15 protein-coding genes, 3 tRNA genes and 1 pseudogene are annotated in these 19,867 nt (G+C 52.7%); 7 read left to right on the top strand and 12 right to left on the bottom strand.

All coding sequences use genetic code 11. The features are described 5' to 3' along the window. Positions 1-17: 17 nt before the first annotated feature. The 6 genes from ACKI61_RS11855 to ACKI61_RS11830 all read right to left on the bottom strand — a co-directional run bounded on the left by ACKI61_RS11855 (position 18) and on the right by ACKI61_RS11830 (position 8,699). Positions 18-329, bottom strand: a complete 312-nt coding sequence (locus tag ACKI61_RS11855; RefSeq protein WP_407457900.1) for a GIY-YIG nuclease family protein — start codon at positions 327-329, stop codon at positions 18-20. 15 nt (positions 330-344) lie between these two features. Continuing rightward, a complete protein-coding gene (locus tag ACKI61_RS11850; protein WP_407457899.1) occupies positions 345-1,280 on the bottom strand; it encodes a magnesium transporter CorA family protein in 936 nt (311 codons plus the stop codon). 90 nt (positions 1,281-1,370) lie between these two features. Beyond that, positions 1,371-4,010, bottom strand: coding sequence for a protein translocase subunit SecD (gene secD / locus ACKI61_RS11845; protein ID WP_407457898.1), 2,640 nt, complete (start codon positions 4,008-4,010; stop codon positions 1,371-1,373). 565 nt (positions 4,011-4,575) lie between these two features. Then, positions 4,576-5,835, bottom strand: coding sequence for a glycoside hydrolase family 13 protein (locus ACKI61_RS11840; protein ID WP_407457897.1), 1,260 nt, complete (start codon positions 5,833-5,835; stop codon positions 4,576-4,578). 135 nt (positions 5,836-5,970) lie between these two features. Beyond that, positions 5,971-7,944, bottom strand: a complete 1,974-nt coding sequence (locus ACKI61_RS11835; protein WP_407457896.1) for a 4-alpha-glucanotransferase — start codon at positions 7,942-7,944, stop codon at positions 5,971-5,973. A gap of 92 nt (positions 7,945-8,036) precedes the next feature. Beyond that, on the bottom strand, positions 8,037-8,699 hold the full coding sequence (locus ACKI61_RS11830; RefSeq protein ID WP_407457895.1) for a DNA alkylation repair protein: 663 nt from the start codon (positions 8,697-8,699) through the stop codon (positions 8,037-8,039). Positions 8,700-8,845: 146 nt separating this feature from the next. Here ACKI61_RS11830 and ACKI61_RS11825 point away from each other — a divergent pair, with 146 nt between their 5' ends. After that, entirely contained in the window at positions 8,846-9,433 is a 588-nt protein-coding gene (locus ACKI61_RS11825) for a hypothetical protein (RefSeq protein ID WP_407457894.1), read from the top strand. Between the two features lie 346 nt (positions 9,434-9,779). Here ACKI61_RS11825 and ACKI61_RS11820 read toward each other — a convergent pair. After that, positions 9,780-9,852 (bottom strand) — tRNA-Cys (locus ACKI61_RS11820). An 82-nt stretch (positions 9,853-9,934) separates the two neighbouring features. On the opposite strand from ACKI61_RS11820, the gene ACKI61_RS11815 reads away from it, so the two are divergent. After that, positions 9,935-10,447 carry a lysophospholipid acyltransferase family protein gene (locus ACKI61_RS11815; RefSeq protein WP_407457893.1) on the top strand — a complete coding sequence of 171 codons (513 nt, stop codon included), beginning with the start codon at positions 9,935-9,937 and terminating at the stop codon, positions 10,445-10,447. Between the two features lie 54 nt (positions 10,448-10,501). After that, a complete protein-coding gene (locus tag ACKI61_RS11810) occupies positions 10,502-11,143 on the top strand; it encodes a PolC-type DNA polymerase III (protein ID WP_407457892.1) in 642 nt (213 codons plus the stop codon). A 123-nt stretch (positions 11,144-11,266) separates the two neighbouring features. Here ACKI61_RS11810 and rpmB read toward each other — a convergent pair whose 3' ends face one another. The 5 genes from rpmB to ACKI61_RS11785 form a co-directional block, all read right to left on the bottom strand. Next, positions 11,267-11,488, bottom strand: coding sequence for a 50S ribosomal protein L28 (gene rpmB, locus ACKI61_RS11805; RefSeq protein ID WP_407457891.1), 222 nt, complete (start codon positions 11,486-11,488; stop codon positions 11,267-11,269). Positions 11,489-11,557: 69 nt separating this feature from the next. After that, positions 11,558-12,490 carry a 4-hydroxy-3-methylbut-2-enyl diphosphate reductase gene (gene ispH / locus ACKI61_RS11800; RefSeq protein WP_407457890.1) on the bottom strand — a complete coding sequence of 311 codons (933 nt, stop codon included), beginning with the start codon at positions 12,488-12,490 and terminating at the stop codon, positions 11,558-11,560. Beyond that, entirely contained in the window at positions 12,490-13,677 is a 1,188-nt protein-coding gene (locus ACKI61_RS11795; RefSeq protein ID WP_407457889.1) for a 3-deoxy-D-manno-octulosonic acid transferase, read from the bottom strand. The genes ispH and ACKI61_RS11795 overlap by 1 nt, the downstream gene beginning before the upstream one ends. Further along, positions 13,668-14,348 (bottom strand): methyltransferase family protein, encoded by a 681-nt coding sequence (locus ACKI61_RS11790; protein WP_407457888.1) that lies wholly within the window; start codon positions 14,346-14,348, stop codon positions 13,668-13,670. Before ACKI61_RS11790 ends, ACKI61_RS11795 begins: the two co-directional genes overlap by 10 nt. A 10-nt stretch (positions 14,349-14,358) precedes the next feature. Beyond that, positions 14,359-15,891 (bottom strand): ATP-binding cassette domain-containing protein, encoded by a 1,533-nt coding sequence (locus ACKI61_RS11785; protein WP_407457887.1) that lies wholly within the window; start codon positions 15,889-15,891, stop codon positions 14,359-14,361. A 75-nt stretch (positions 15,892-15,966) separates the two neighbouring features. On the opposite strand from ACKI61_RS11785, the gene ACKI61_RS11780 reads away from it, so the two are divergent. The 4 genes and pseudogenes from ACKI61_RS11780 to ACKI61_RS11765 form a co-directional block, all read left to right on the top strand. After that, positions 15,967-16,039, top strand: a tRNA-Glu gene (locus ACKI61_RS11780). 107 nt (positions 16,040-16,146) lie between these two features. Next, positions 16,147-16,231: transfer RNA gene (locus ACKI61_RS11775), tRNA-Ser, on the top strand. Positions 16,232-16,934: 703 nt separating this feature from the next. Further along, positions 16,935-19,307 (top strand): DEAD/DEAH box helicase, encoded by a 2,373-nt coding sequence (locus ACKI61_RS11770; RefSeq protein ID WP_407457886.1) that lies wholly within the window; start codon positions 16,935-16,937, stop codon positions 19,305-19,307. A 107-nt stretch (positions 19,308-19,414) separates the two neighbouring features. Then, positions 19,415-19,867: pseudogene (locus tag ACKI61_RS11765) on the top strand (hypothetical protein); the annotation flags it as partial.

The following is a 19,867-nucleotide window of genomic DNA, read 5'->3' as shown; positions in this document are numbered from 1 at the left end:
ACAAATGTGCAATTTACTTAACGTTTGCGTTTTTTGCGCGGGAGCCTCTCCGCAAGCCCTTCCAACAGGGACTGCGTTAATTCGGCATCCTTTTCAATCAGACGCTCCTTGTCCTTCGCCGACAACTTCTTGATGCGGGCTTCCAGGCGAAGCGCATACTCGTAGCTAGGCAATTCAAAACGGCAGGCGATACTTTCCGGCGGAAAAGCCTTGGTGAACTTCGCGCCCTTGCCCTCCAAATGCTGCTTGAAACGCGCATCGACATCGACTGCATAGCCCGTATAGATACGGCCTCCGGCGCAGCGCAACATGTAGACAAAATGAGGCATCAAAAGCCCCGCGGCTTACTTGCGGCGCATCCAGAAAGCGAGAAACGCAAGCACCGAGAGAATACACACCGCGATAATCAGCCAGAATGCCATGGGCGAACCGACTGTGGCGTCTCCGTTCATGCCGAAGGGCAGTTTCACGTTCATGCCGAACAAGCTTGCGAAGAACGTCGGGAGCGAAATAGAAATCGTCACGATGGTGAGGTTCTTCATCAGCGTGTTCACGTTGTTGCTGATAACGCTTGCACGCGCATCCATCATGGATGTCAAAATGTTCGCGTAGATTTCGGCCTGTTGCAAGCTCTGGCGGTTCTCAATCACGATATCGTCCAGCAGTTCCCGTTCGCCCTCGGTCCAGTTCAGGCTACGGCCAATCTGCAACTTTTTCAGGAGCGTATCGTTACTGTTCAAGGCGCTCACGTAGTAAATCAAGCCCTTGTTCAAGCTGAACATAGAAAGCAGGTACTTGTTTTCCATGGCCGTACGCAGTTTCTGTTCCAACTCGTCATTGATACGATTGATAATCTTCAAGTGTTCGTTGAAGTGGAAAATAGCGTAGCTCAACACGCGCAGCACAAAGGTGTTCAAACTGTCAATTTTGGAAAAGCGCTTTTCGTCCATCACCGGAATATCAGAGTCGGTCAGCAAAAGCACCCAGTCCTTGAAGATGAAGATACCGAAAGATTCCACGCGGAACTGGAAGTTATCGCTTGCGGAATAGTTCTTCGGTTTTTTGAACACGATGGTGGTAAAATCATCGTCGTATTCGATACGGGAAAGCTCGTCCGAGTCGAATGCGGAAGCTATCGTATGTTCGGTGATTTCGTACTCTTTAACAAGCACGCTTCGTTGCTCTTGGCTCAAGGAACCCATCATGACGATGTCGGCGCTGTCTTCGTTCGGGGCACTAGCGAGGCGACCCGATTCGATCTTGTAGTACTTCTTGAGCATAGGAGCCCCCTTTATCGAACGGCTTCAAATATAAAAAAAACCTCGGCAAAACCGAGGTTTTTTTAAGCTTTTTTGAGGATTAGTGCTAAATTACACACCCTTCTTGAAGCGCTTGCTCCACCACAGAACGATCGGAGAGCAGATGCACACAGAAGAGTAAGTACCGATAAGGATACCGAAGCACTGCACCAGACCGAAGTCGCGGATGGAAGAGCCACCCTTCACGGCGAGGATCACGCACACGAACAAGGTCGTGAGAGAAGTCACCATGGTACGGCTGAAGCACTGGTTCAGGGACTTGTTGATGGTTTCCGCAAAGTTGCCGGAACCAAATACCGAGGTGTTTTCACGAATGCGGTCGAAGTTCACGATGGTGTCGTTCACGGAGTAACCGATCATCGTAAGGAGCGAGGCAATCAAGGCGCCGTCGAAGGAGAGACCGAAGGCGGAGATAAAGCCCAGGGTGATGATGGTATCGTGTACCAGGCCGAGCACGGCAGCGACACCGAAACCGAGACCGAACTTGCCGAAACGGAACCACACATAAATCAGAATACCGAGCCAAGCGAGAATCACAGAAAGGATCGCGTTGAAGCGCAGTTCCTTACCGATGGTCGGACCCACATTGTCCTTGGCAACGATTTGGCACTTCTGACCGGCCTTGTCAAATGCCTGCTGCATCTTGACTTCAAACTGAGCGTCGTCAGAGGCGCGCATGCTGATCTGGTAAGAGTTAGCGGAAGTACCACCCAGGGTGCGAACCTTCGTGCCAGAGATACCTGCAGCAGACAGAGCCTTGCTCAAGTCCTTTTCGTGCTTGGCGTCATCTTGGTACTGAATCGTATAGACCTGACCACCGGTGAAGTCGATACTGAAGTCGAAACCCTTCACGGCGATGAACGCAATACTTGCAACGATAAGAATCACAGAAACGAGACCGAAACGGCGACGGTTCGGAATAATCTGGAGGTTAGCTTCGTTGATAGCCTTGAAGCCACCACCGATAGAAAGCGTCGTCGCATCGCGCTTAGCGAGTTTCCAGTCAAGGATAGCGCGGGTAACCGTAATGGCGCAGAACAAGGAAGTCAGAATACCGATGGTCAAAGTAAGACCGAAACCCTTCACGGAACCGGTACCGATTTTGTACAAAATAAGACCCGTCAAAACCGTCGTCAAGTTAGAGTCCAAGATGGCGCTGAAGGCACGATCGTAACCCTTGGCCACGGCGGCGCGGGCGGTAAGGCCATTCTTGATTTCTTCACGGATGCGTTCATAGATAATCACGTTAGCGTCAAGAGACATACCCACCACGAGGATGAAACCTGCGATACCGGGGAGAGTCAAGGTGGCGTTGAACACAGACATCACGGCGGCGGTCACGAGCGTGTTGATCACCATACCGAGGCTTGCGATAAGACCACCAAGACGGTAGTAGGCAACCATGAACACCAAGCAGAGGATAAGGCCGATAGCGCCGGAACCGAAGCCCTGCACAATGTTTTCTTCACCGAGGGTTGCACCCACGCTACGGCTTTCAATAATCTTCATCGGGGCCTTCAGGGCACCGGCGCGGAGAACGACTGCGAGGCGGTTTGCTTCAGCCATGTCGTCGAGACCGGTAATCTGGGCTTCGCCGTTGGGGATACGGTCGCGGATGACCGGAGCAGAAATCACCTGGTTGTCGAGCACAATGGCCATCTGCTTGCCAATGTTTGCGGCAGTCACGGCAGAGAACTTCTTCGGGCCGATGCCAGAGAACTTGAGGCTCACAGCCACTTCACCGGCGTTGGTACCGTCACCCACGCGGTAGGGGCGGGCGTCAGACACATCGTCACCGGCCATTTCGGCACGGCGCTTGAGGAGGTAAAGACGCTTGGCCTTGATCTTGGAATCGCGCTGCACCGGTTCGAGACCGCTGCCAAAAGCAAAGGCAACATCACGCGGGATGAGCTTCTGGACACCTTCGGTTTCAAGGAGCTTCTTCACCTTTTCAACATTTTCTTCGGCGATGAAGCCACCGTTACCAAAGCTCATGTAGTAAGCGCTAAGAGCAATTCCGACTTCAGATGCCGGTTGGGCCTGGGCGGAATCCTTAGCAGAATCTGCGGCAGCAACTTCAGCGGCAGGAGCCTTACCGAGCAGTTCATCATCGGAAAGGATCTTGGTCGTATCTTTGGCGGAATCGGCCTTTGCAACCGTCGAATCCTTAGCCGTGGAATCCGTAGCGGCGGAATCTGCCACGATATCGGTCGTCTGACGGGTCAGGTACTGGTCGATGAGCCCCACCACCTGAGTAAACTTTTCAGCTTCGGCCAAGATCTTGAATTCGAGCTTTGCGGTAGAACCCACGAGGGCCTTTGCAGTGGAGTCGTCCACACCTGCCAGTTCAACCACAATTCGATCGTCGCCGGACGGAGAAATCTGCGGTTCAGAAAGACCGTACTGGTCAACACGGTTACGGATGATTTCGAGGGACTGTTCCTGGATATCCTTGATATCGTCGCCCTTGATGCCGGACTTGTCGATTTCCAGCGTAATCGCCGTACCACCGGCAAGGTCCAAGCCGAAGTTGATCGACTTGGATGCAATCTTCGGGTTTTCCTTGAGGAAGGTCTTCTTTTCTTCGCCCTTCTTGGTGTGAACCTGGATAGAAGGCCATACAGTGTAGGCCGAAAGTGCAATGACAATGAGAATAATCAGTTCTCGCATGCCGAATCTATTTTTTTTCATTTGTAATCCCTTAATAAGGCATTAATCGATAAGTTTTGCGCGCAAAAATAGAAATTTAGACGAAAGGAGATATTTGCGTAAGGCGAATATCGTGTCAAAAAACTTGTTTTTTGACATCAATCCATTTCAAAACAAATAAAAGGGGGAAGACTCCCCCTCGCGAAAGCCTTGCCAAGTTTAGCACAGGCCTCCTTGCGATATTTGCACTCACTCGCTAGCCGGTTACACCGGGGCTCGTTCGTCACAAATCTCACAGTCGGCCTACAACATCGGTACAAGTCTTTCGCTACCCCTTCGCCTAGGGGCTTTGCCCCTAAAACCCCGCAAGGCGAACGCCGCGACAATCGTGCTTGCACGAATTGTTATGGCTGAGCCGAAGGTGTTTCTGCAACACCCCAACGGCTCCAGAATCTATACGAAACTTGGCAACTTGTTGCCGTAGTTGAGTTATACTCTATGTGTACCAGCTCGTCTCGCGGACAAATTACGGCCTTCGGCCTTTACCGTCCTCTCGACGACTTATCTTCTTCCGCCTTTGGGCATGCCAATAGCTTTCAACTTGCTGCTAAACTATATTAAACTTGTATTCAGCGCCGTCCTGCAGCACAACGAGGGTCATCGTTTTCTTGCCGAAGGTACGCTCGATGGCAAAACCGTTGTCGGCAGAGCGGATTTCAAGCGAGCCATCGCGAAGGACAGCATTCTTGTTGCGCAGTGCAATCATCTGCTTGATAAAACCGTACAGCGGCATGGCCTGCATCTCGGAAAGCCTGCTCCAGGGAACACTACGGCGGTTATCAGGATCCTTGCCGCCCTTCATCGAAAGTTCTTCGCCGTAATAAATGCACGGCGCCCCCGGCAAGAAGAAGAGAATCGTATATGCGAGCTTGATCCGTTCGAGGCTTGCGCAGGGTTGCGACAAGAGGCGCGTGGTATCGTGGCTTCCGAGCAAGTTCATGGGAATGTCGCCGCGACCCTCGGGGAAAGCCTTCTGCAAGCGCTCGCCGAATTCCTTGATCGAAATAGGATTTTCGTCGAACAGGAACTGCATCGCCGCCTTGCGGAACATGTAATTCATCACGCCGTCGAACTGGTCGCCCTTGAGCCAGCGAGAAGGCTCTTCCCAAATTTCGCCCACAATGTAGGCTTCGGGGTTTACCGCCTTCACGCGGCGGCGGAATTCCTGCCAAAAGCTATCGTCGTCGATTTCGTTCGGAACATCGAGGCGCCAGCCGTCAATGCCGCGCTTCATCCAGTACTCGCCTACCGAGAAAAGGTATTCGCGCACATCGGGGCAGTCCGTATTGAATTTCGGGAGCGCCGGAAAATTCCACCAGCATTCGTAATTGGGCTTATCGGTATAGGCGTTCAGCGGCCAGCCCTTTACATGGAACCAATCCACGTACGGCGAATGCTCACCCAGCTCCATCAGGCTATTGAACTGAAAAAATCCGCGAGAACAATGGTTGAACACGCCATCCAAAATCACACGGAGTTTTAATTTATGCGCCTTCTTGACCAAGCGGTCAAAATCTTCGAGCGTACCGAGCACCGGGTCAATCTCGAAGTAGTCCACCGTGTGGTAGCGGTGGTTCGAATTGCTCTTGAAAATCGGACACAGGTAAATCGCGTTGACGCCTAGGCCCGCAATGTATTCCAGCTTGTCCTCGATACCTGCGAGGTTTCCGCCAAACATGTTTTCGCGAGTGGGCTTGCTCCCCCACGGGACGAACTTGCCTACGGCACGGTAACGCTCCGAACGGCAGAACCGGTCGGGAAATATCTGATAGAAGATTGCGTCTTTAACCCAGGCAGGAGCAAACATAAGCGGTAATGAGCGCGGGCCTTACGGCCCTTTGAGTGATGAGGTCGGGGCTTCGCCCCTTTGAGATCCTAATATCAACATCTTTTACAATACTAAACTCAAAGCGACCCTGCAAGGGGAGCGAACTCAAACCTCCTAGATTTTCCACATCGGGCGGCGCTTGCGCACATCCACGAGCATACGGATGTCGGAGCAAAGCGATGAGTAGTCCATCAGGTCGTCCACGGAACATGGCATGCGGTAGCACCAGTTCCTGCCGCCCACAGTTCCAGGGATATTCACACGTTCTTCTTCGGGCGCGCACTTGGAAAGGCTTGCCGACAGCGCTAAGTAATCCTGCACCGGCAAGATGCAGAAAAGACTATTCGCCGAGAACACATGCGTAAGAATGATGCGGGCCACCGACGGCGTAATCTCTTCGGGAGCCTTGCCAGGCAGATGTGCATGCGACCAGTAAAGTTCACGATCGAAGTCGGCTTCCTGCCACAGCCCACGGAGCGTCGAAGTATCGTGGCAGCTCGTGGCGCACACGGACATGCGCGGATATTCGTCCATGTCGTAGTAGGGCGAATACGGGGCGTTCCAGTTGCGGGCCCAGCGTTCAATACGCAGCGAAAGAATGTTGAGTTTGTTGAGCACGGTCGGCACGCAAGGGGGAACGGCGCCCAGGTCTTCGGCGCAGACCAACATGTCTGTCTCCTGAGAAAGCACCGACAAAAGTTTGGTCGCGTTTGCTTCCCATAGGCCGTTCTGAGCGTTCTCGTTTTCGTTGATGATTTCGCGGAGCTTCGCCTGCTCGTTTTCGGGGAGCGTGAAAAGCACCGGAGCATTGTACCAGTACCAGTAGGGGTAGAAGGTGTTCTCGTCTCCGGACGGAACGAACACGCGGTTCCAGTAGACCTTGAGCAATTTGTCCTTGACTTCCTGCGGTTCCTGAAGAGCAAGGATGGCCTTTTCGGAGCTGTACTCCGGCTTAAGCACAAGGCGATCCGGATGGCCTTCGAGTTGCGTAAAGCAGACGGGAGCGAGACGGTCGGTGTCATTGCCTAGGAATTCGCGGAGTTGGTCCACGCCATAGTTCGGGCGGCGCAGGTACTCGAGCGTTTCGCGGATGAACCCTGCGGAACTGAGCTTATCCCAGGTGAGCGGCACGCAGGGATTGAAGTAGCCAAGGATTCCCGTCACTTCGCTCTGCGGAATGGACCAGATGCGGAAGAAACCGAGCACATGGTCGATGCGGTAGGCATGGTAGAACTTGCTTGCCTGAGCGAGACGACGGCGCCACCATACAAAGTTGTCCTGTTCGATGACATCCCAGCGGTAGGTCGGGAAACCCCAGTTCTGTCCACTGTAGCTGAACATGTCAGGAGGCGCTCCCGCGCGGTCGTCGAGCGAGAAATACTTACGGTCGGCCCAAACGTCCGCGCTGTCTTCGTTAATCAAAATCGGAATATCGCCCTTCAGGCGGACATCCATCTTGGAAATTTCTGCGACGGCAGCACCGAACTGCTTTTCGGCTTCAAACTGCATCCAAGCCTGGAACAGGTTGTCCTTCTCGAACTTTTTCCAAAGCTTTTCGATGTCCTTTGCCGACGGGTCACGATATTCGCGCCAATCCTTCCAGCTCGATTCCTCGTTCTTCGCCTTCAGGGTACAGTAGATACAATAGGGCTTTGACCACTCATTGTCATCGATCCAGCGTTGCAGATCCCTATCCTTTTTAAGTTCGTCGTAGCGGTTGTCAAAAATCTTGCGGAGGACAAAACGCTTCCACGTCGAAATGTGGTAGTAGTCGATCTTGCCAAGCTTTTCAAACTCGAACTTCGCATCCTGAATTTCATCTTCGTATTCCTGCGAGCCCTCGACCGATTGCACATTGATAAACACCGGGTTCAGAGCGAACGCACTGCGAGCGCTGTAGGGGCTGGATTCCGCCCCCGTGTCATTCACCGGCAAGAGCTGGATGATGTTGAATTCGCAGAACTTAGCCCACCGTGCAAACGGAATCAAGTCCAGGAATTCGCCAATGCCAATGCTCTGCTTGCTGTAAAGGCTAAAAAGGGGAACGGCTACGCCGCTCTGGAAATAAGAAATGTCACCGTAACGCATATTCCAAATTTAGCTAATTCGGACACCATAAAAAAAAGCCTTTTCTGAACTCCCCGCAGAAAAGGCACCTGAATAGTTTACGATTTTATTACTTAGATTAGCCGGAGAATTTCCTGGGCGGTCTGCTCGGCGAAGGTATTGTCCTGCACAAAGCGGCGAACTTCGGTCGGGTTGATTCGGGCGTATTCCGAAAGGGCTCGGCCGATACCATTTCTAATATAGTAGTCGTCGTCCTTTGCGCAAGTCAGGCAGAACTGCCTAAGAAGCGGCCAGTCCGTGCGGTCCTTGTACTGGATCTGGAAAATAATCGCACTGCGGCGCACCCAGACATTCGGGTCGCGAATCCAGGAGGCAATCTTGGAACGAAGCGCCGGGAGGCGCAGAGCCAAGTCGCCCAGAACGCAAGCAGCGAGCGTATCGACGGTATCGCGCCAGGCACGGGTCTTGATTAGTTTTTTTAGGAAAGCAAGGTGTTGTCCACCGAGCAAAGCCCTGTGACGGAACAGGTAGTCACAAGCAGCATACTGGATTTCGCGGTACGGCTGCGCCCACATGTCCTCAACCCTAGCCACCAATTCGTCACCATCCTTGGGAGGATACTTATCGAATATGGGATAGGTCACCTCGCGACGCGGAACAAGCCGAATTCCGAGGAAGTCAAACTGTTCACGTGCCTTCTTTGACATTTCATGCGCTTCCTCCTCATTGGAGATAGCGCGGAGTGCAAGTAGTATTTCTTGAGTAAAGCGAAGCATGTATGCCAAAAATAGTCCAAAAAAAATTTTTTTTCTAGACCTTGACAAGCATTTTTTTTCATTTTTTTTAAATTTGCTCCACATTTTTACAATAAAAAGACAAATTTTACTCTTGACAAGCTAAAAAAACGATCCAAAAAGCCTTTATGAATCCAAATTCAACCAATTCTACGCTCCAAGTGATTGATGTACCCCCCGAACTCCGTGGCATGACCGACGAAGAAATTATCGAAAATTCCGAAAAGCCAAGGAAGAGCTTTTGCGGAAAACGCAAAAACGGGGCGGCAAGGCCTTCCAAAAAAGACCGCATCGCCGCCATTTTCCAAAACAGGGCCGACCTTACGCATATATCCCCCATCAGCGAGCTTCCCCACGAAAAGCAGTCCATGCTGAACACGGCGTTCACCCCGAGCAGCAAAAGCCTTTCGGTCTACAAGTTTGCAGAAAATCCAGAACCCGCAGCAGAGCACAAGATTCATGCACACGCACTATCCGAAATCCCTATGCCCGCGACGGGACGCGTCCTAAAAGCATCTTTTGGAATCAAGGGCAAAGACAAGCCCAAGGCAGTCATCGTGTCGGCAACAGACCTTGCTAAGCAAAAGGCCGAAGAACGCGCCAAGAAGATTCAAAAATTCTTTACGGCCAGACACCCCGAAGCAACCATGATGCCCGACGGAACTCCAATAAAGCGCGGACGTGGAAGACCTAGAAAAGTCCGTTCGGCTCTATAGCCTTCATAGACATGTGACTTAGCCTCACTCTCGCAACCACGCCTCGTCAATACGAGGCGTTTGTTGCTCACGGAAAGTCCGTTCGGCTCCATAGCCTTCATAGACATGCAGCTTCGCCTCACTCTCGCAACCACGCCTCGTCAATACGAGGCGTTTGTTGCTCACGGAAAAATCCGGTGGTTTAGTAGACAGTAGGAAGTAGACAGTAGACAGTAGACAGTAGACAGTAGACTGTAGGCGGTAGGCTGGTGGTTTAGTATAAAATCAGACGGACTTTGTCCGTCTTTTTTTGATATTCCCTTGCAAGCAAAAAAAACTCCTTCTCGAGGTGAGAAGGAGTTTTGAGAGGCAACGATCAGACTCGAACTGATGAATAAGGCTTTTGCAGAGCCGCCCCTTACCAACTTGGGTACGTCGCCAAAGTGAAACGCAATATAGGTAAATTTATTTCCTTTTTCAAGGGCAAACCGGCCTTTTTTTGCATTTTTTTATCTTTTATGTATGCTTAAACCACCACTCAAGGTCAGACTGGCAGCCTTTATCGCTTCGCTCTGGGTAAAAAGCCTTCGCGTCAGGCTCTCCACTCCGGAGAATTTCGCGCCGGGTGTCCTTGGTGCATGGCACAAAGACCTCCTTGCCGCAACGGCCGCATTCAAGAAATGGGGAGTACATGCCCTGATTTCGGAATCGAAAGACGGCAATCTTTACGCAACAGTCGCTGAGAACCTGGGCTATGTCGTGACCCGCGGCTCTAGCAGCCACGGGGCAAGCAACGTGCGTCACCTGCTGAAGGCCCTAAACGAAGGAAAGTTTGTAGGTATGGCCCTCGACGGGCCACATGGCCCTGCCATGGAAATCAAGCCAGGATCGCCCTGGCTTTCAAAATCTAGCGGACGCCCCCTTTGGGGGCTAAATGTCAAATATGGGCTTCATTTTACGCTAAAAACTTGGGATAACTTTGTTTTGCCCCTGCCGCTGACATCAATTGACATCGAAATTAAACTATCTTTGTAATTGCAAAACTACCAAGGTGATGACATATTAACTAAGGAACATATCGTGATTTTAATGCCTCCCAAATTTGTCGCCTTTGACCTCGAAACCACAGGTCTCAACAACCAGAAAGATGAAATCATCGAAATCGGCGCCGTCAAGTTCACCGTCGAAACCAAGAACGGCAAAGTCGTCCCCAAGCTGCTCGGCGAACTCGAAACCTTCGTGAAGCCGAACATGATGATTCCCGCCGAAGCATCTTCCGTGAACCACATCTACGACAAAGACGTGCAGGATGCGCCCCCCGTTGGAGACGCCATCAAGAAATTCACCGAATTTTGCGGCCAGAGCTCAATACTGCTCGCCCACAACGCGAACTTCGACGCAAGTTTTTTGCGCGTCGCCTACAAGAACAACCCGCAGCTCGTGCCGGGCAACCCGGTCATCGACTCCCTCGCCATATCCAAGGCGATTTTGCCCGAAGCTAGTTCCCACAAGCTCGGCATCCTGGCAGCCATGTTCAAGCGCAGAGACGAAATCTCTATGAACATCGAATCCGACAAGATGCACCGCGCCGTCTATGACTGCCTGATGCTTATGGAAGTGTTCGTGGCGCTGCTCCGCCGACGCTTCAAGGAAAAGGACTGGGAAATGGCCTGCATCATGAAGAACATGGAAAAGTACAAGGGAATCCCCCAGTTCATCAACAAGGCATAAAATATCTAGGCTTCCTAAAAAGAAAACCCAGGACTTAGCATCCTGGGGTCTTTTTTATATGCCAAAAACCACCTAACAGAGATACACCCCGTTAGGCGGAAATTTCAACCTGGCAACAAGTAATTAGATGCCGAGTTCAGCGGCAACAGCCTGGATACCAAGCTTGTTGATCGTGCGCAGGCCAGCGGTGCTGACGCGGAGCGTCACCCAGCGGTCTTCTTCAGGAATGTAGAAACGCTTCTTCTGAAGGTTCGGCAGCTGCTTCATCAACTTCTTGCGGTTAGAGTGGGAAACCATGTTGCCCACGAGGCCGGCCTTGCCGGTAACTTCACAAATGCGGCTCATAATAAACTCCGTTGTTTTATAACGGACGCAATTTTAGAAAAAAATCGTCAATCCGTCAAGGTCAAATTGTTATTCTTGCAGTGCCTTTGGCAGGCTAAACTTGGTAGATTCTACCAATTTTACGAAATTTTCGATTTCTACGGGGGCAAATTTTTCTTTAATCCAATCTACCACCCCCTGAACGAGCACCTCTGGAGCGCTCGCGCCACTCGAAATTCCGACCGATTCGATGTTTTCGAACCATTCCGGCTGCAAATCATCTACCGAGGCAATCAGGTGACTCTTGATTCCCTGTTCAAGCCCCAGCTCCATAAGACGGCTCGAATTGGAAGAATTCTTCGCCCCCACCACCAGGAGCATATCCACCTTGGAGCAGAGATCGAGGACTGCCGCCTGGCGGTTACCCGTCGCATAGCAGAGGTCTCCCGCATCGGGACCGATGATGGCGGGGAATCGAGCCTTGAGCGCATCGATAATCTTGCGGGTTTCGGCCACCGAGAGCGTCGTCTGAGTAATGTAGGCCAGTTCCTTGTCGGCAGGCACTTCTACAGTGCGTGCATCTTCCTCATTCTTGATCAGCGTAATCGCACCAGGCGGGAGCTGGCCCAAGGTGCCAATCACTTCGGCATGGCCCGCATGGCCAATCAATATGATATGGCGACCGGCAGCATAGTGGCGTTTGGCACTGTAATGCACCTTGAGCACCAGCGGGCAGCTGGCGTCCAGCACCTGCAGTCCACGCCGTTCCGCATCCGCATAAATTTCTTCGGCAACACCATGGGCCGAGAAAATCACCACTGAGCCCGACGGCACCTCGTCCAGTTCATCAACGAAGACCACCCCTTCGGACTTGAGCGTATCGACCACGAACTTGTTATGCACGATTTCGTGACGAACATAAATGGGCGTGCCAAACTTTTCAATGGCGCGTTCCACCACATGAATGGCGCGGTCTACGCCGGCACAAAAACCGCGAGGAGTCGCAAGGATCACTTTTTTCATCAGACCAGGTCCTTTAAAAATTTCAACAACATCGAATAGGATTCACAGACCTTCTTCTTTTCGCCCGCAAGGAACAACCGGGCACACGCTATCGAAGGACGCCTGCAATTTAAAAAATCTTCGGCCCGGCGAATCTGCGTCACAGCCCTCTCCTGGCAAAGCTGCGCAACTAAATCTTCATGTCCCTTGGCATAGGGCCCGACGAAAGTTTCGACGCCCAGAGTAAGCGGCTCCCAGAAATCATGGATGCCAAGCTTGCGAGAAAAAGAACCGCCCACAACGGCTGCGCGACTCATTCCAAGGATTTCCTTAACTGCACCGAAGCAGCTCACCAGGGACACTGATCCACGCTGCACCGACGGATAGTCCACAACGGGCAGCCCAGCCTGTTTCATCTGACTGCGGAACTGCACCGATTCCGAAAGGCGCCGCGGCACAAGCACAACGGACATTCCCTTTTCGATGCAGGCCTTGGCCATCCAAATGAACGAGTCCGCCTCTTCTTGATGGAACGAAAGGAAGGCGACATCAACAACCGGTTCCTGGGGTTCCTTAGCGGAAATTTCTCCAAGAGCCCACGAAAGCAGTTTCCAGTCTCCACCGACCGTACAGGGAACGCGACCCTTGGATGTCTTTGCAAAGCGCCCTAGATCAACCACCGTCTGCATACAGGCAAGGCCTACCCCCGAAAAATCCAGTCCGGGAAAAGACCTGCGGTAACGGCCCGAGACAAGTGCAATATTCTTCTTGGTCGAAATCCGCGACAAGGTAGAAAGGTAGCCCGGCCAAAGTTCGTTTTCGGCAAGAACCAACCCTAGCGGTTCAACGCTGCGAACAAATTCCGTCAGAGCCGATGGACAATCTGCAGGAGCAACAGCAACGGAAGCAAGTCCCGCACATTTCCCCTGTAAAAAAGAGACAATTTCTGCCTTTTGGGACGTAAGCAGAATACGGGGACAACGGGGAAGATCTTCCTTGAGTTTTCGGGCAAGCCCAATCAGCATGCGGCATTCACCAAGGCTTGCACCATGCAGCCAAAGACAAGGGCCCGTAGGCCACGGGCCACGCAGCCGAGATTCGATGCCGTATTCGCTATCTAGGCCAGGACACTTGCTTAAAATTTTTGCCACCACTTCGACAGCGGCACCGACTGCTAAGCGCCCCGCTTTTGCAACATCTAATCCCATAGCATGAACGGAATCTTACGGACAACGATCAACATAAGAATCATGACCATCCAAAGCCACGTAAAGTGGTCTGCAAGAAAAGCCTCCCGAGCGGAACGCATGGGGCCTTCTCGGTGGAATTCACGCGGAATAAAGGCAGGGGTCTGCTGGGCCCAAATCTTCCACTCGTCGCCGAACTTTTTCGCTAGGAAACGGTCATCGAGCTTACCCAGGTAAGCTTCAAACGCGACAAGAACCACGATGAACGGAATGACACGCAGGCTTACGCCTAGGTGCAAAAAAATCAGCGAAATTCCAAACGCCGCATTGGACACGTACAACGGATGACGCAACCTGGCGTAGGCCCCCCAGGTCACCAATTGATCCGCCTCTTGAATATCGCCGCGCGTGTGTTCGCCAATGACGCGGCGGGTCTTGACGCGCATGTAAAACGCCAAGATGAATATATTGATAAAAACAAGGAACATGATGATTTCGAGATCAGCCGGTTCAAACGCCAGCATCACAAGCGAAAGAATTCCAAGAACCCAGCCGCGATAGCGGAAAAGGAACTCGCGTTTCGGTTTCTCTTCGGGAAGCGGAGCCGTTTCGACAGTCGAAGTTTCACTCTGTTCGACAGCATTCTCAACCGGCTTTATCTGTTCGTCCTGATTTTTAATTGGTTCGTCCATGACACCTCCGCTAAAAGCACACAACTTTAAATATACATTCAACTTCGGAGGAAAGCACATCGTGACTGACAATAATGGTCCATTTGCCTAGAGTTTGGGCGGCGTCCAGATACGCCACGAGCAATTTTTCGCGGTCGTCCAGGGCAACCGAGGCAAAAGGTTCGTCCAGCAGCACCGTCGACGAATCCGAAACGAGCGCCCAAAGGAGCGCAATTCTCGCGCGTTCACCCCCAGATAGTCCACTCTTTTTCAGAATCGATGCCACCCCAGACCTTTCTATAAAGGTTTCAACAGCAGGATTCGTCGATTTTTCGAGAAGCCGCAGCAGCATCCATCTGGGAGGGAGCTCCAAATCCTGCGCCACAAAGAAAACATGGGGAGAAACATCTACTTCGCCAGATTCCCAATATTCAAGCCCCGAAAGCAGGCGAAGCAGCGTAGACTTGCCCACGCCATTCTTGCCGCGGACAAGCACAGGCTTTTCGCGGGACCACTCTATATCAAGCCCATCGAATACAGGCGACGGAGTTTCTTCGTAATGAAAGCGACCTCCGCGAACAAGGACTCCCAATTCGTCACCACCGCACCGGACCGCATCCCGAGATGCAGTTTTCAGTTGTTCAAAGGAATCCAACACGTTTAGGGCGCTCATTGCCGCACGGAACTGCGGCATGACCCGGGCACATTCCTTGACAGGCTTGTAGCAAAGCAACACCGCCGAGGTAAAAAGCACCAGGCCGGAAGCATCCATGTAACCACGTTCCATCAGCAAGGCACAGAAAGCAAGCACCAGAACCATCGCCACCACCGAAACGGTCTCGGCCAACAGGGAAAGTCCCTGTTTCTTGATAGAAGAAGAGAGTCCATTGTCGCGGATGCCCCGGACTGCGCGCAGAAGCCCCATTGAAATTTCACGCCGTTCATCGCGGGCGCTCCACTTGCGGAAAAGGCTTCGGGCAAGCGTCAGGTCGCCACGAAAATCGGAACGGGATCGCATCAGAGTCTCTTCGGCGGGACCAAGCTTATGGAGCTTACGCTGAAGGACCGCCACCAACGGCACAATTACCACGAAAAGGAATGCGGTAAGCGGCCAGGAGATATAGAAAAGCACCGGCAAAAAAACAGCCAGCTGCAGCACAGCCTGCACGGCCTGGAAAAAGACACCCCCGTTATTCTGCAGCACGACCGTCGCTTCGTAAGCGGATTCCACTTCGCGGTCACCCGTAGCAGTATGGAACACACGCGGAGACAGGGAGCGTAGCCGATGCAGAAACCAAGCCTGCACCCGTGACGACACCCCGTAAAGCCAAGACTCCGATATTTTGGACTTGTAATACAGGAAGACTAGGCGAGCAAAGGCAAGCAGGAGCATTCCCAGGAGCCAGGCCACCAAGGGTATTTTCGCGACGCCTCCCACGATATCGATGAAGGCACGTATTCCCCAAAGCACAGCCGCATCGGCTGCACTAGCCAACAAAGCCATCGGCAAGAAGCGCATTACGCCTTTTTTTAGGGAAGTTTTCAGCCAAATTCTCAGATGCACAAAAAAAATTTAATTTTTTTTGACTTGGACCCTTTACAAGCGTAAAATACTTTCTTATATTTGGTCTCACAAATCGCCCCTATCGTCTAGTGGCCCAGGACTCGGGATTTTCATTCCCGCAACAGCGGTTCGAAACCGCTTGGGGGTATAAAAGGAACCTTTCGAAAGAAAGGTTCCTTTTTTTTGTTTCCGCAAAAAGAAGGGCTTTGGGCTCGTAGACAACCGAAAAATATTTTACTACATTGTGCAAACCTCGGAGAGATGCCAGAGTGGTCGAATGGGCCGGTCTCGAAATCCGGAGTCTGTCACAGGACCGAGGGTTCGAATCCCTCTCTCTCCTTGAAACAAAAAGCGGGGCCTTATGGCTCCGCTTTTTGTTTCACTGAAAATAGGAAGAGAACCCTCGCAGAGGGTTCGATTAACTGCGCGAGAGCGAAGCGAACAAAGCGCAGTTAAGGATTACGGCCAAAGGCCGTAACCCGAAGGGCGATGAAGGAAACGAAGTGACTGAATCGTCCCATCCCTCTCTCATTTTGAAGAATATGTATAGAAGAACAACAATTGAACGGAGAGAAATTGTTGTCTTATCCCTCTCTCGTAATGAGAGGAGGACACCTAGTGAAATAAAATGAGCTTGTAGTCCAAACCCGCTCTTGTTTTGAGAGAAAAAGCGTCGGCCAAGGAAAGGGAGGGTGCAGGGAGGGAACCGTGCGGCCTTCGCAAAAGTGTGCAAGTGAGTGTCGCACAGGCAAGTTTACTTGCCTGTATGACTGAACGTAGCCACGGACGCATAGCGTCCACTCCGAGCTGGGTTCCCTCCCGCAACAATACATTTTTACTAAAAAATTTCACGCCCTTTAAAAAGGGCCATCTTATTTCTACATTTGGCCGCAAATCCAACAAAATGGATCCAAAGAACTTCAGGTTTATAAGCGCGAGTGCGCTTCGGGGCTTTTCAAGGTTCAGCCGGACAACCGGCATAAGAACCATTCGATAGTGCGGCATGGGCCGCAGATGAAGTTTACGGGTCCTGAAGGCGTATTATGACGAAGAATACTGAAGAACGTATTCCCGAAGAATCTATTGACCCCAAATCCAAGATTGCACGCGAAGCAGACGCGTTCTTGAACGCCATTGCTGGCGGTGCCGACGAAGACGAAGCAGATGAAGCCGCATTCCTCGAGGTGAACCCGAACGGCGTGGTCGTGGACGAAGAAGGCGACGTGCTCAAGAAGGGCAAGAAATCAGCCATCGAAGTCGGCACGAAGGTCGAAATTGAAGAAGGCGAAGTCGAACAGCCCGAAGATGACTGCGCCGAACCGGTCGAAGAAGAACAACGCGCTGTGGAAGACGCCGCTGACAGAGCTCCGGCCAACGAAACTGTTGCTGAAGAATCCGACATCAATTCTGACGATGAACAGACCGAAGATGCGGAACCCGCTGACGAAGCGCTGGTCACATTCGAAGACCTCGGACTTGCAGACGAAGTTCTTGAAGCCATCAAGGCGCTGAACTACGAGACGCCCTCCCCCATTCAGGCGAAGGCGATTCCCGCCCTGTTGCAGGGAGCAAACCTGCTCGGCACCGCCCAGACCGGTACCGGAAAGACTGCAGCATTCTCGCTCCCGCTGCTTTCGAGACTCGACTTTAACGGTCACGAAACCTCGATGCTCGTGCTCACGCCGACTCGCGAACTCGCGATCCAGGTAGCCGAAGCAATTCAGCAGTACGCAGCCAAGATGCCGAAGGTGCATGTGGTTCCGGTTTACGGCGGACAGGACATCGCCGTGCAGTTGCGAGCCCTCAAGCGCCAGGCGAACATCGTGGTCGCCACTCCAGGCCGCCTGATTGACCACATCAAGCGCGGTTCCATCGTACTTTCGGGCGTAAAGGCCATCGTTCTCGACGAAGCCGACGAAATGCTCGACATGGGATTCATGGAAGATGTGGAAACCATCCTCAAGGAAATCCCGGCAAGCGCCCAGCGCGCCCTCTTTAGCGCCACCATGCCTAAAGAAGTCAAGAAAATTATTGAACAGCACCTGGGCGAATACGAAGAAGCCTGCATCGAAGGTAAGACGACGACGGTGGAAAACATCCGTCAGCGTTACTTGCTCGTAAAGAACGAGCACAAAATTGAAGCGCTCGCCCGCGTGCTCGAAGGCGAAGATTTTGACGGTGTACTGATTTTCGTGCGCACCAAGCAGAACACCACCGAAGTCGCCGAAAAACTCGAAAGCCGCGGATTCAACGTGGCCCCGCTGAACGGCGACCTCGCCCAATCCATGCGTGAACGCACCATCAACCGACTCAAGATGGGTAAGCTCGATATCGTTGTCGCCACCGACGTGGCCGCCCGCGGAATCGACGTGGACCGCATTACGCATGTGGTGAACTACGACATTCCCTTCGTCACCGAATCTTATGTGCACCGCATCGGCCGTACAGGCCGCGCAGGCCGCAGCGGAAACGCCATTCTCTTTATCACGCCGCGTGAAAAGAAGATGCTGAAAATTATCGAGAAGGCGACCCGCCAGCCGATCGAAACGATGGAATTACCGACGGCAGAAATCATCAGCGCAAAGCGCGTGGCCGCCTTCAAGGACAAAATCAAGAGTGTGATTACCACCGGCGAACTCGACAAGTTCAAGGAACTTGTCGAAAGCATGGTGAGCGAAAGCACCACCGAAGGTGCAGAACCGCTGACCGCCGCAGACATCGCCGCCGCCGTCATCAAGATATGGCAGAAAAAGCAGCCGCTGTTCCCGGAACTCAAGCCGCTTGACGTTCCGCGCGAAAGAGGCGAACGCCGCGACCGCAGCAACGACAACTTTGGCCTCGACCGCGAAGAAAAGAGCAGGCTCCGCAAGGAACGCAACGAAGGCGCAAACGGCGTCGAAGAAGGCTACCTACGCTACTACCTGGGCGTGGGCCGCCGCGACCACGTGACACCGCGAGACATCGTAGGCGCCATCGCCGGCGAAGGCAACATCAGCAGTTCCAACATCGGGCGCATCAAACTGTTCGACAAGTTCAGCACTGTTGAACTCCCCGAAACCATGCCGCAGGAAGTCCTCGACATTTTGGCCGACATGACAATTCGCGGAAACGAATCCAGATTCCGCTTGATGACCGACGAACCGCCTACCGGCCCCGCTCCGGGAACCCGCCCGCGCGCCAGCCGCGAAGACCGCCGCAGTTTCCACCGCGGTGAAGGCCGCAAGGACTTTGGCGACCGTCACGGCAAAAAGTTCGGTGATGACAAGCCTTTCGAAAACCGTAAGGCCCGCCGCGAAAAGATGTTTGCGAACCGTAAGCCGGGCAAGTTCGAAGATCGCCCGTTCCGCAAGGACCACGACGAGCGAAGCTTTGGCGACAAGCCATTCCGCAAAACCCGCCGCTTTGGCAGAGTGTAATCACGGTCATATTCGCATCCAACCAAAAGCTCTCATTTCCGAAAAGATATATATTAGATGTGTTAGGGAAACGCCACTTTTCACAACTAAAACCAGGGAACGGGAGCATGAAAAAATTTGTTCTTTTAGGAGCATCAGCACTGTTAGCCGCAAGTTTCATCGCCTGCGGTGACGACGGTAGCAGTGCCGCCTCGGTCGAGGAGTCGAGTTCTGCGGGCACGACGCCAGCACCGATTTCCAGCGAATCCGGGGGAACAGAGGGTTCATCTAGTAGCTCTTTACTTACATCGTCATCCTGGAGCGGAGCGATAGGATCCAGTAGCGCCGATCCCTCTCGCGTGAATTCCAGCAGCAGTCTGACTGGAACCGGCAGCAGTTTGGCTGGTGAACCCGGCGACACCTCCAGAATCACCTACTCCCTCAGGCGTTTCGATGGCCCGCTCACCAACCCGCACAAGGGTTTTACCGTCCCGACGGAAGCCGCATGGACTTTCGACCCGGGCTTTGAATATGGCCCCCACGGCTCCTTGAACAACGGCGCATGGAACCTGGTTACCTAC

The sequence above is a fragment of the Fibrobacter sp. genome (genome assembly GCF_045601785.1).
Classification (GTDB): Bacteria; Fibrobacterota; Fibrobacteria; order Fibrobacterales; family Fibrobacteraceae; genus Fibrobacter.
Note: the sequence above shows the minus strand (reverse complement) of the source record. Positions and strands in the feature narration are given on the sequence as shown.

Coding starts and splice junctions, on each gene's coding strand:
- ACKI61_RS11855 (WP_407457900.1), bottom strand. CDS start 329: ATGCCTCATTTTGTCTACATGTTGCGCTGCGCCGGAGGCCGTATCTAT.
- ACKI61_RS11850 (WP_407457899.1), bottom strand. CDS start 1,280: ATGCTCAAGAAGTACTACAAGATCGAATCGGGTCGCCTCGCTAGTGCC.
- secD (WP_407457898.1), bottom strand. CDS start 4,010: ATGAAAAAAAATAGATTCGGCATGCGAGAACTGATTATTCTCATTGTC.
- ACKI61_RS11840 (WP_407457897.1), bottom strand. CDS start 5,835: ATGTTTGCTCCTGCCTGGGTTAAAGACGCAATCTTCTATCAGATATTT.
- ACKI61_RS11835 (WP_407457896.1), bottom strand. CDS start 7,944: ATGCGTTACGGTGACATTTCTTATTTCCAGAGCGGCGTAGCCGTTCCC.
- ACKI61_RS11830 (WP_407457895.1), bottom strand. CDS start 8,699: ATGCTTCGCTTTACTCAAGAAATACTACTTGCACTCCGCGCTATCTCC.
- ACKI61_RS11825 (WP_407457894.1), top strand. CDS start 8,846: ATGAATCCAAATTCAACCAATTCTACGCTCCAAGTGATTGATGTACCC.
- ACKI61_RS11815 (WP_407457893.1), top strand. CDS start 9,935: ATGCTTAAACCACCACTCAAGGTCAGACTGGCAGCCTTTATCGCTTCG.
- ACKI61_RS11810 (WP_407457892.1), top strand. CDS start 10,502: ATGCCTCCCAAATTTGTCGCCTTTGACCTCGAAACCACAGGTCTCAAC.
- rpmB (WP_407457891.1), bottom strand. CDS start 11,488: ATGAGCCGCATTTGTGAAGTTACCGGCAAGGCCGGCCTCGTGGGCAAC.
- ispH (WP_407457890.1), bottom strand. CDS start 12,490: ATGAAAAAAGTGATCCTTGCGACTCCTCGCGGTTTTTGTGCCGGCGTA.
- ACKI61_RS11795 (WP_407457889.1), bottom strand. CDS start 13,677: ATGGGATTAGATGTTGCAAAAGCGGGGCGCTTAGCAGTCGGTGCCGCT.
- ACKI61_RS11790 (WP_407457888.1), bottom strand. CDS start 14,348: ATGGACGAACCAATTAAAAATCAGGACGAACAGATAAAGCCGGTTGAG.
- ACKI61_RS11770 (WP_407457886.1), top strand. CDS start 16,935: ATGACGAAGAATACTGAAGAACGTATTCCCGAAGAATCTATTGACCCC.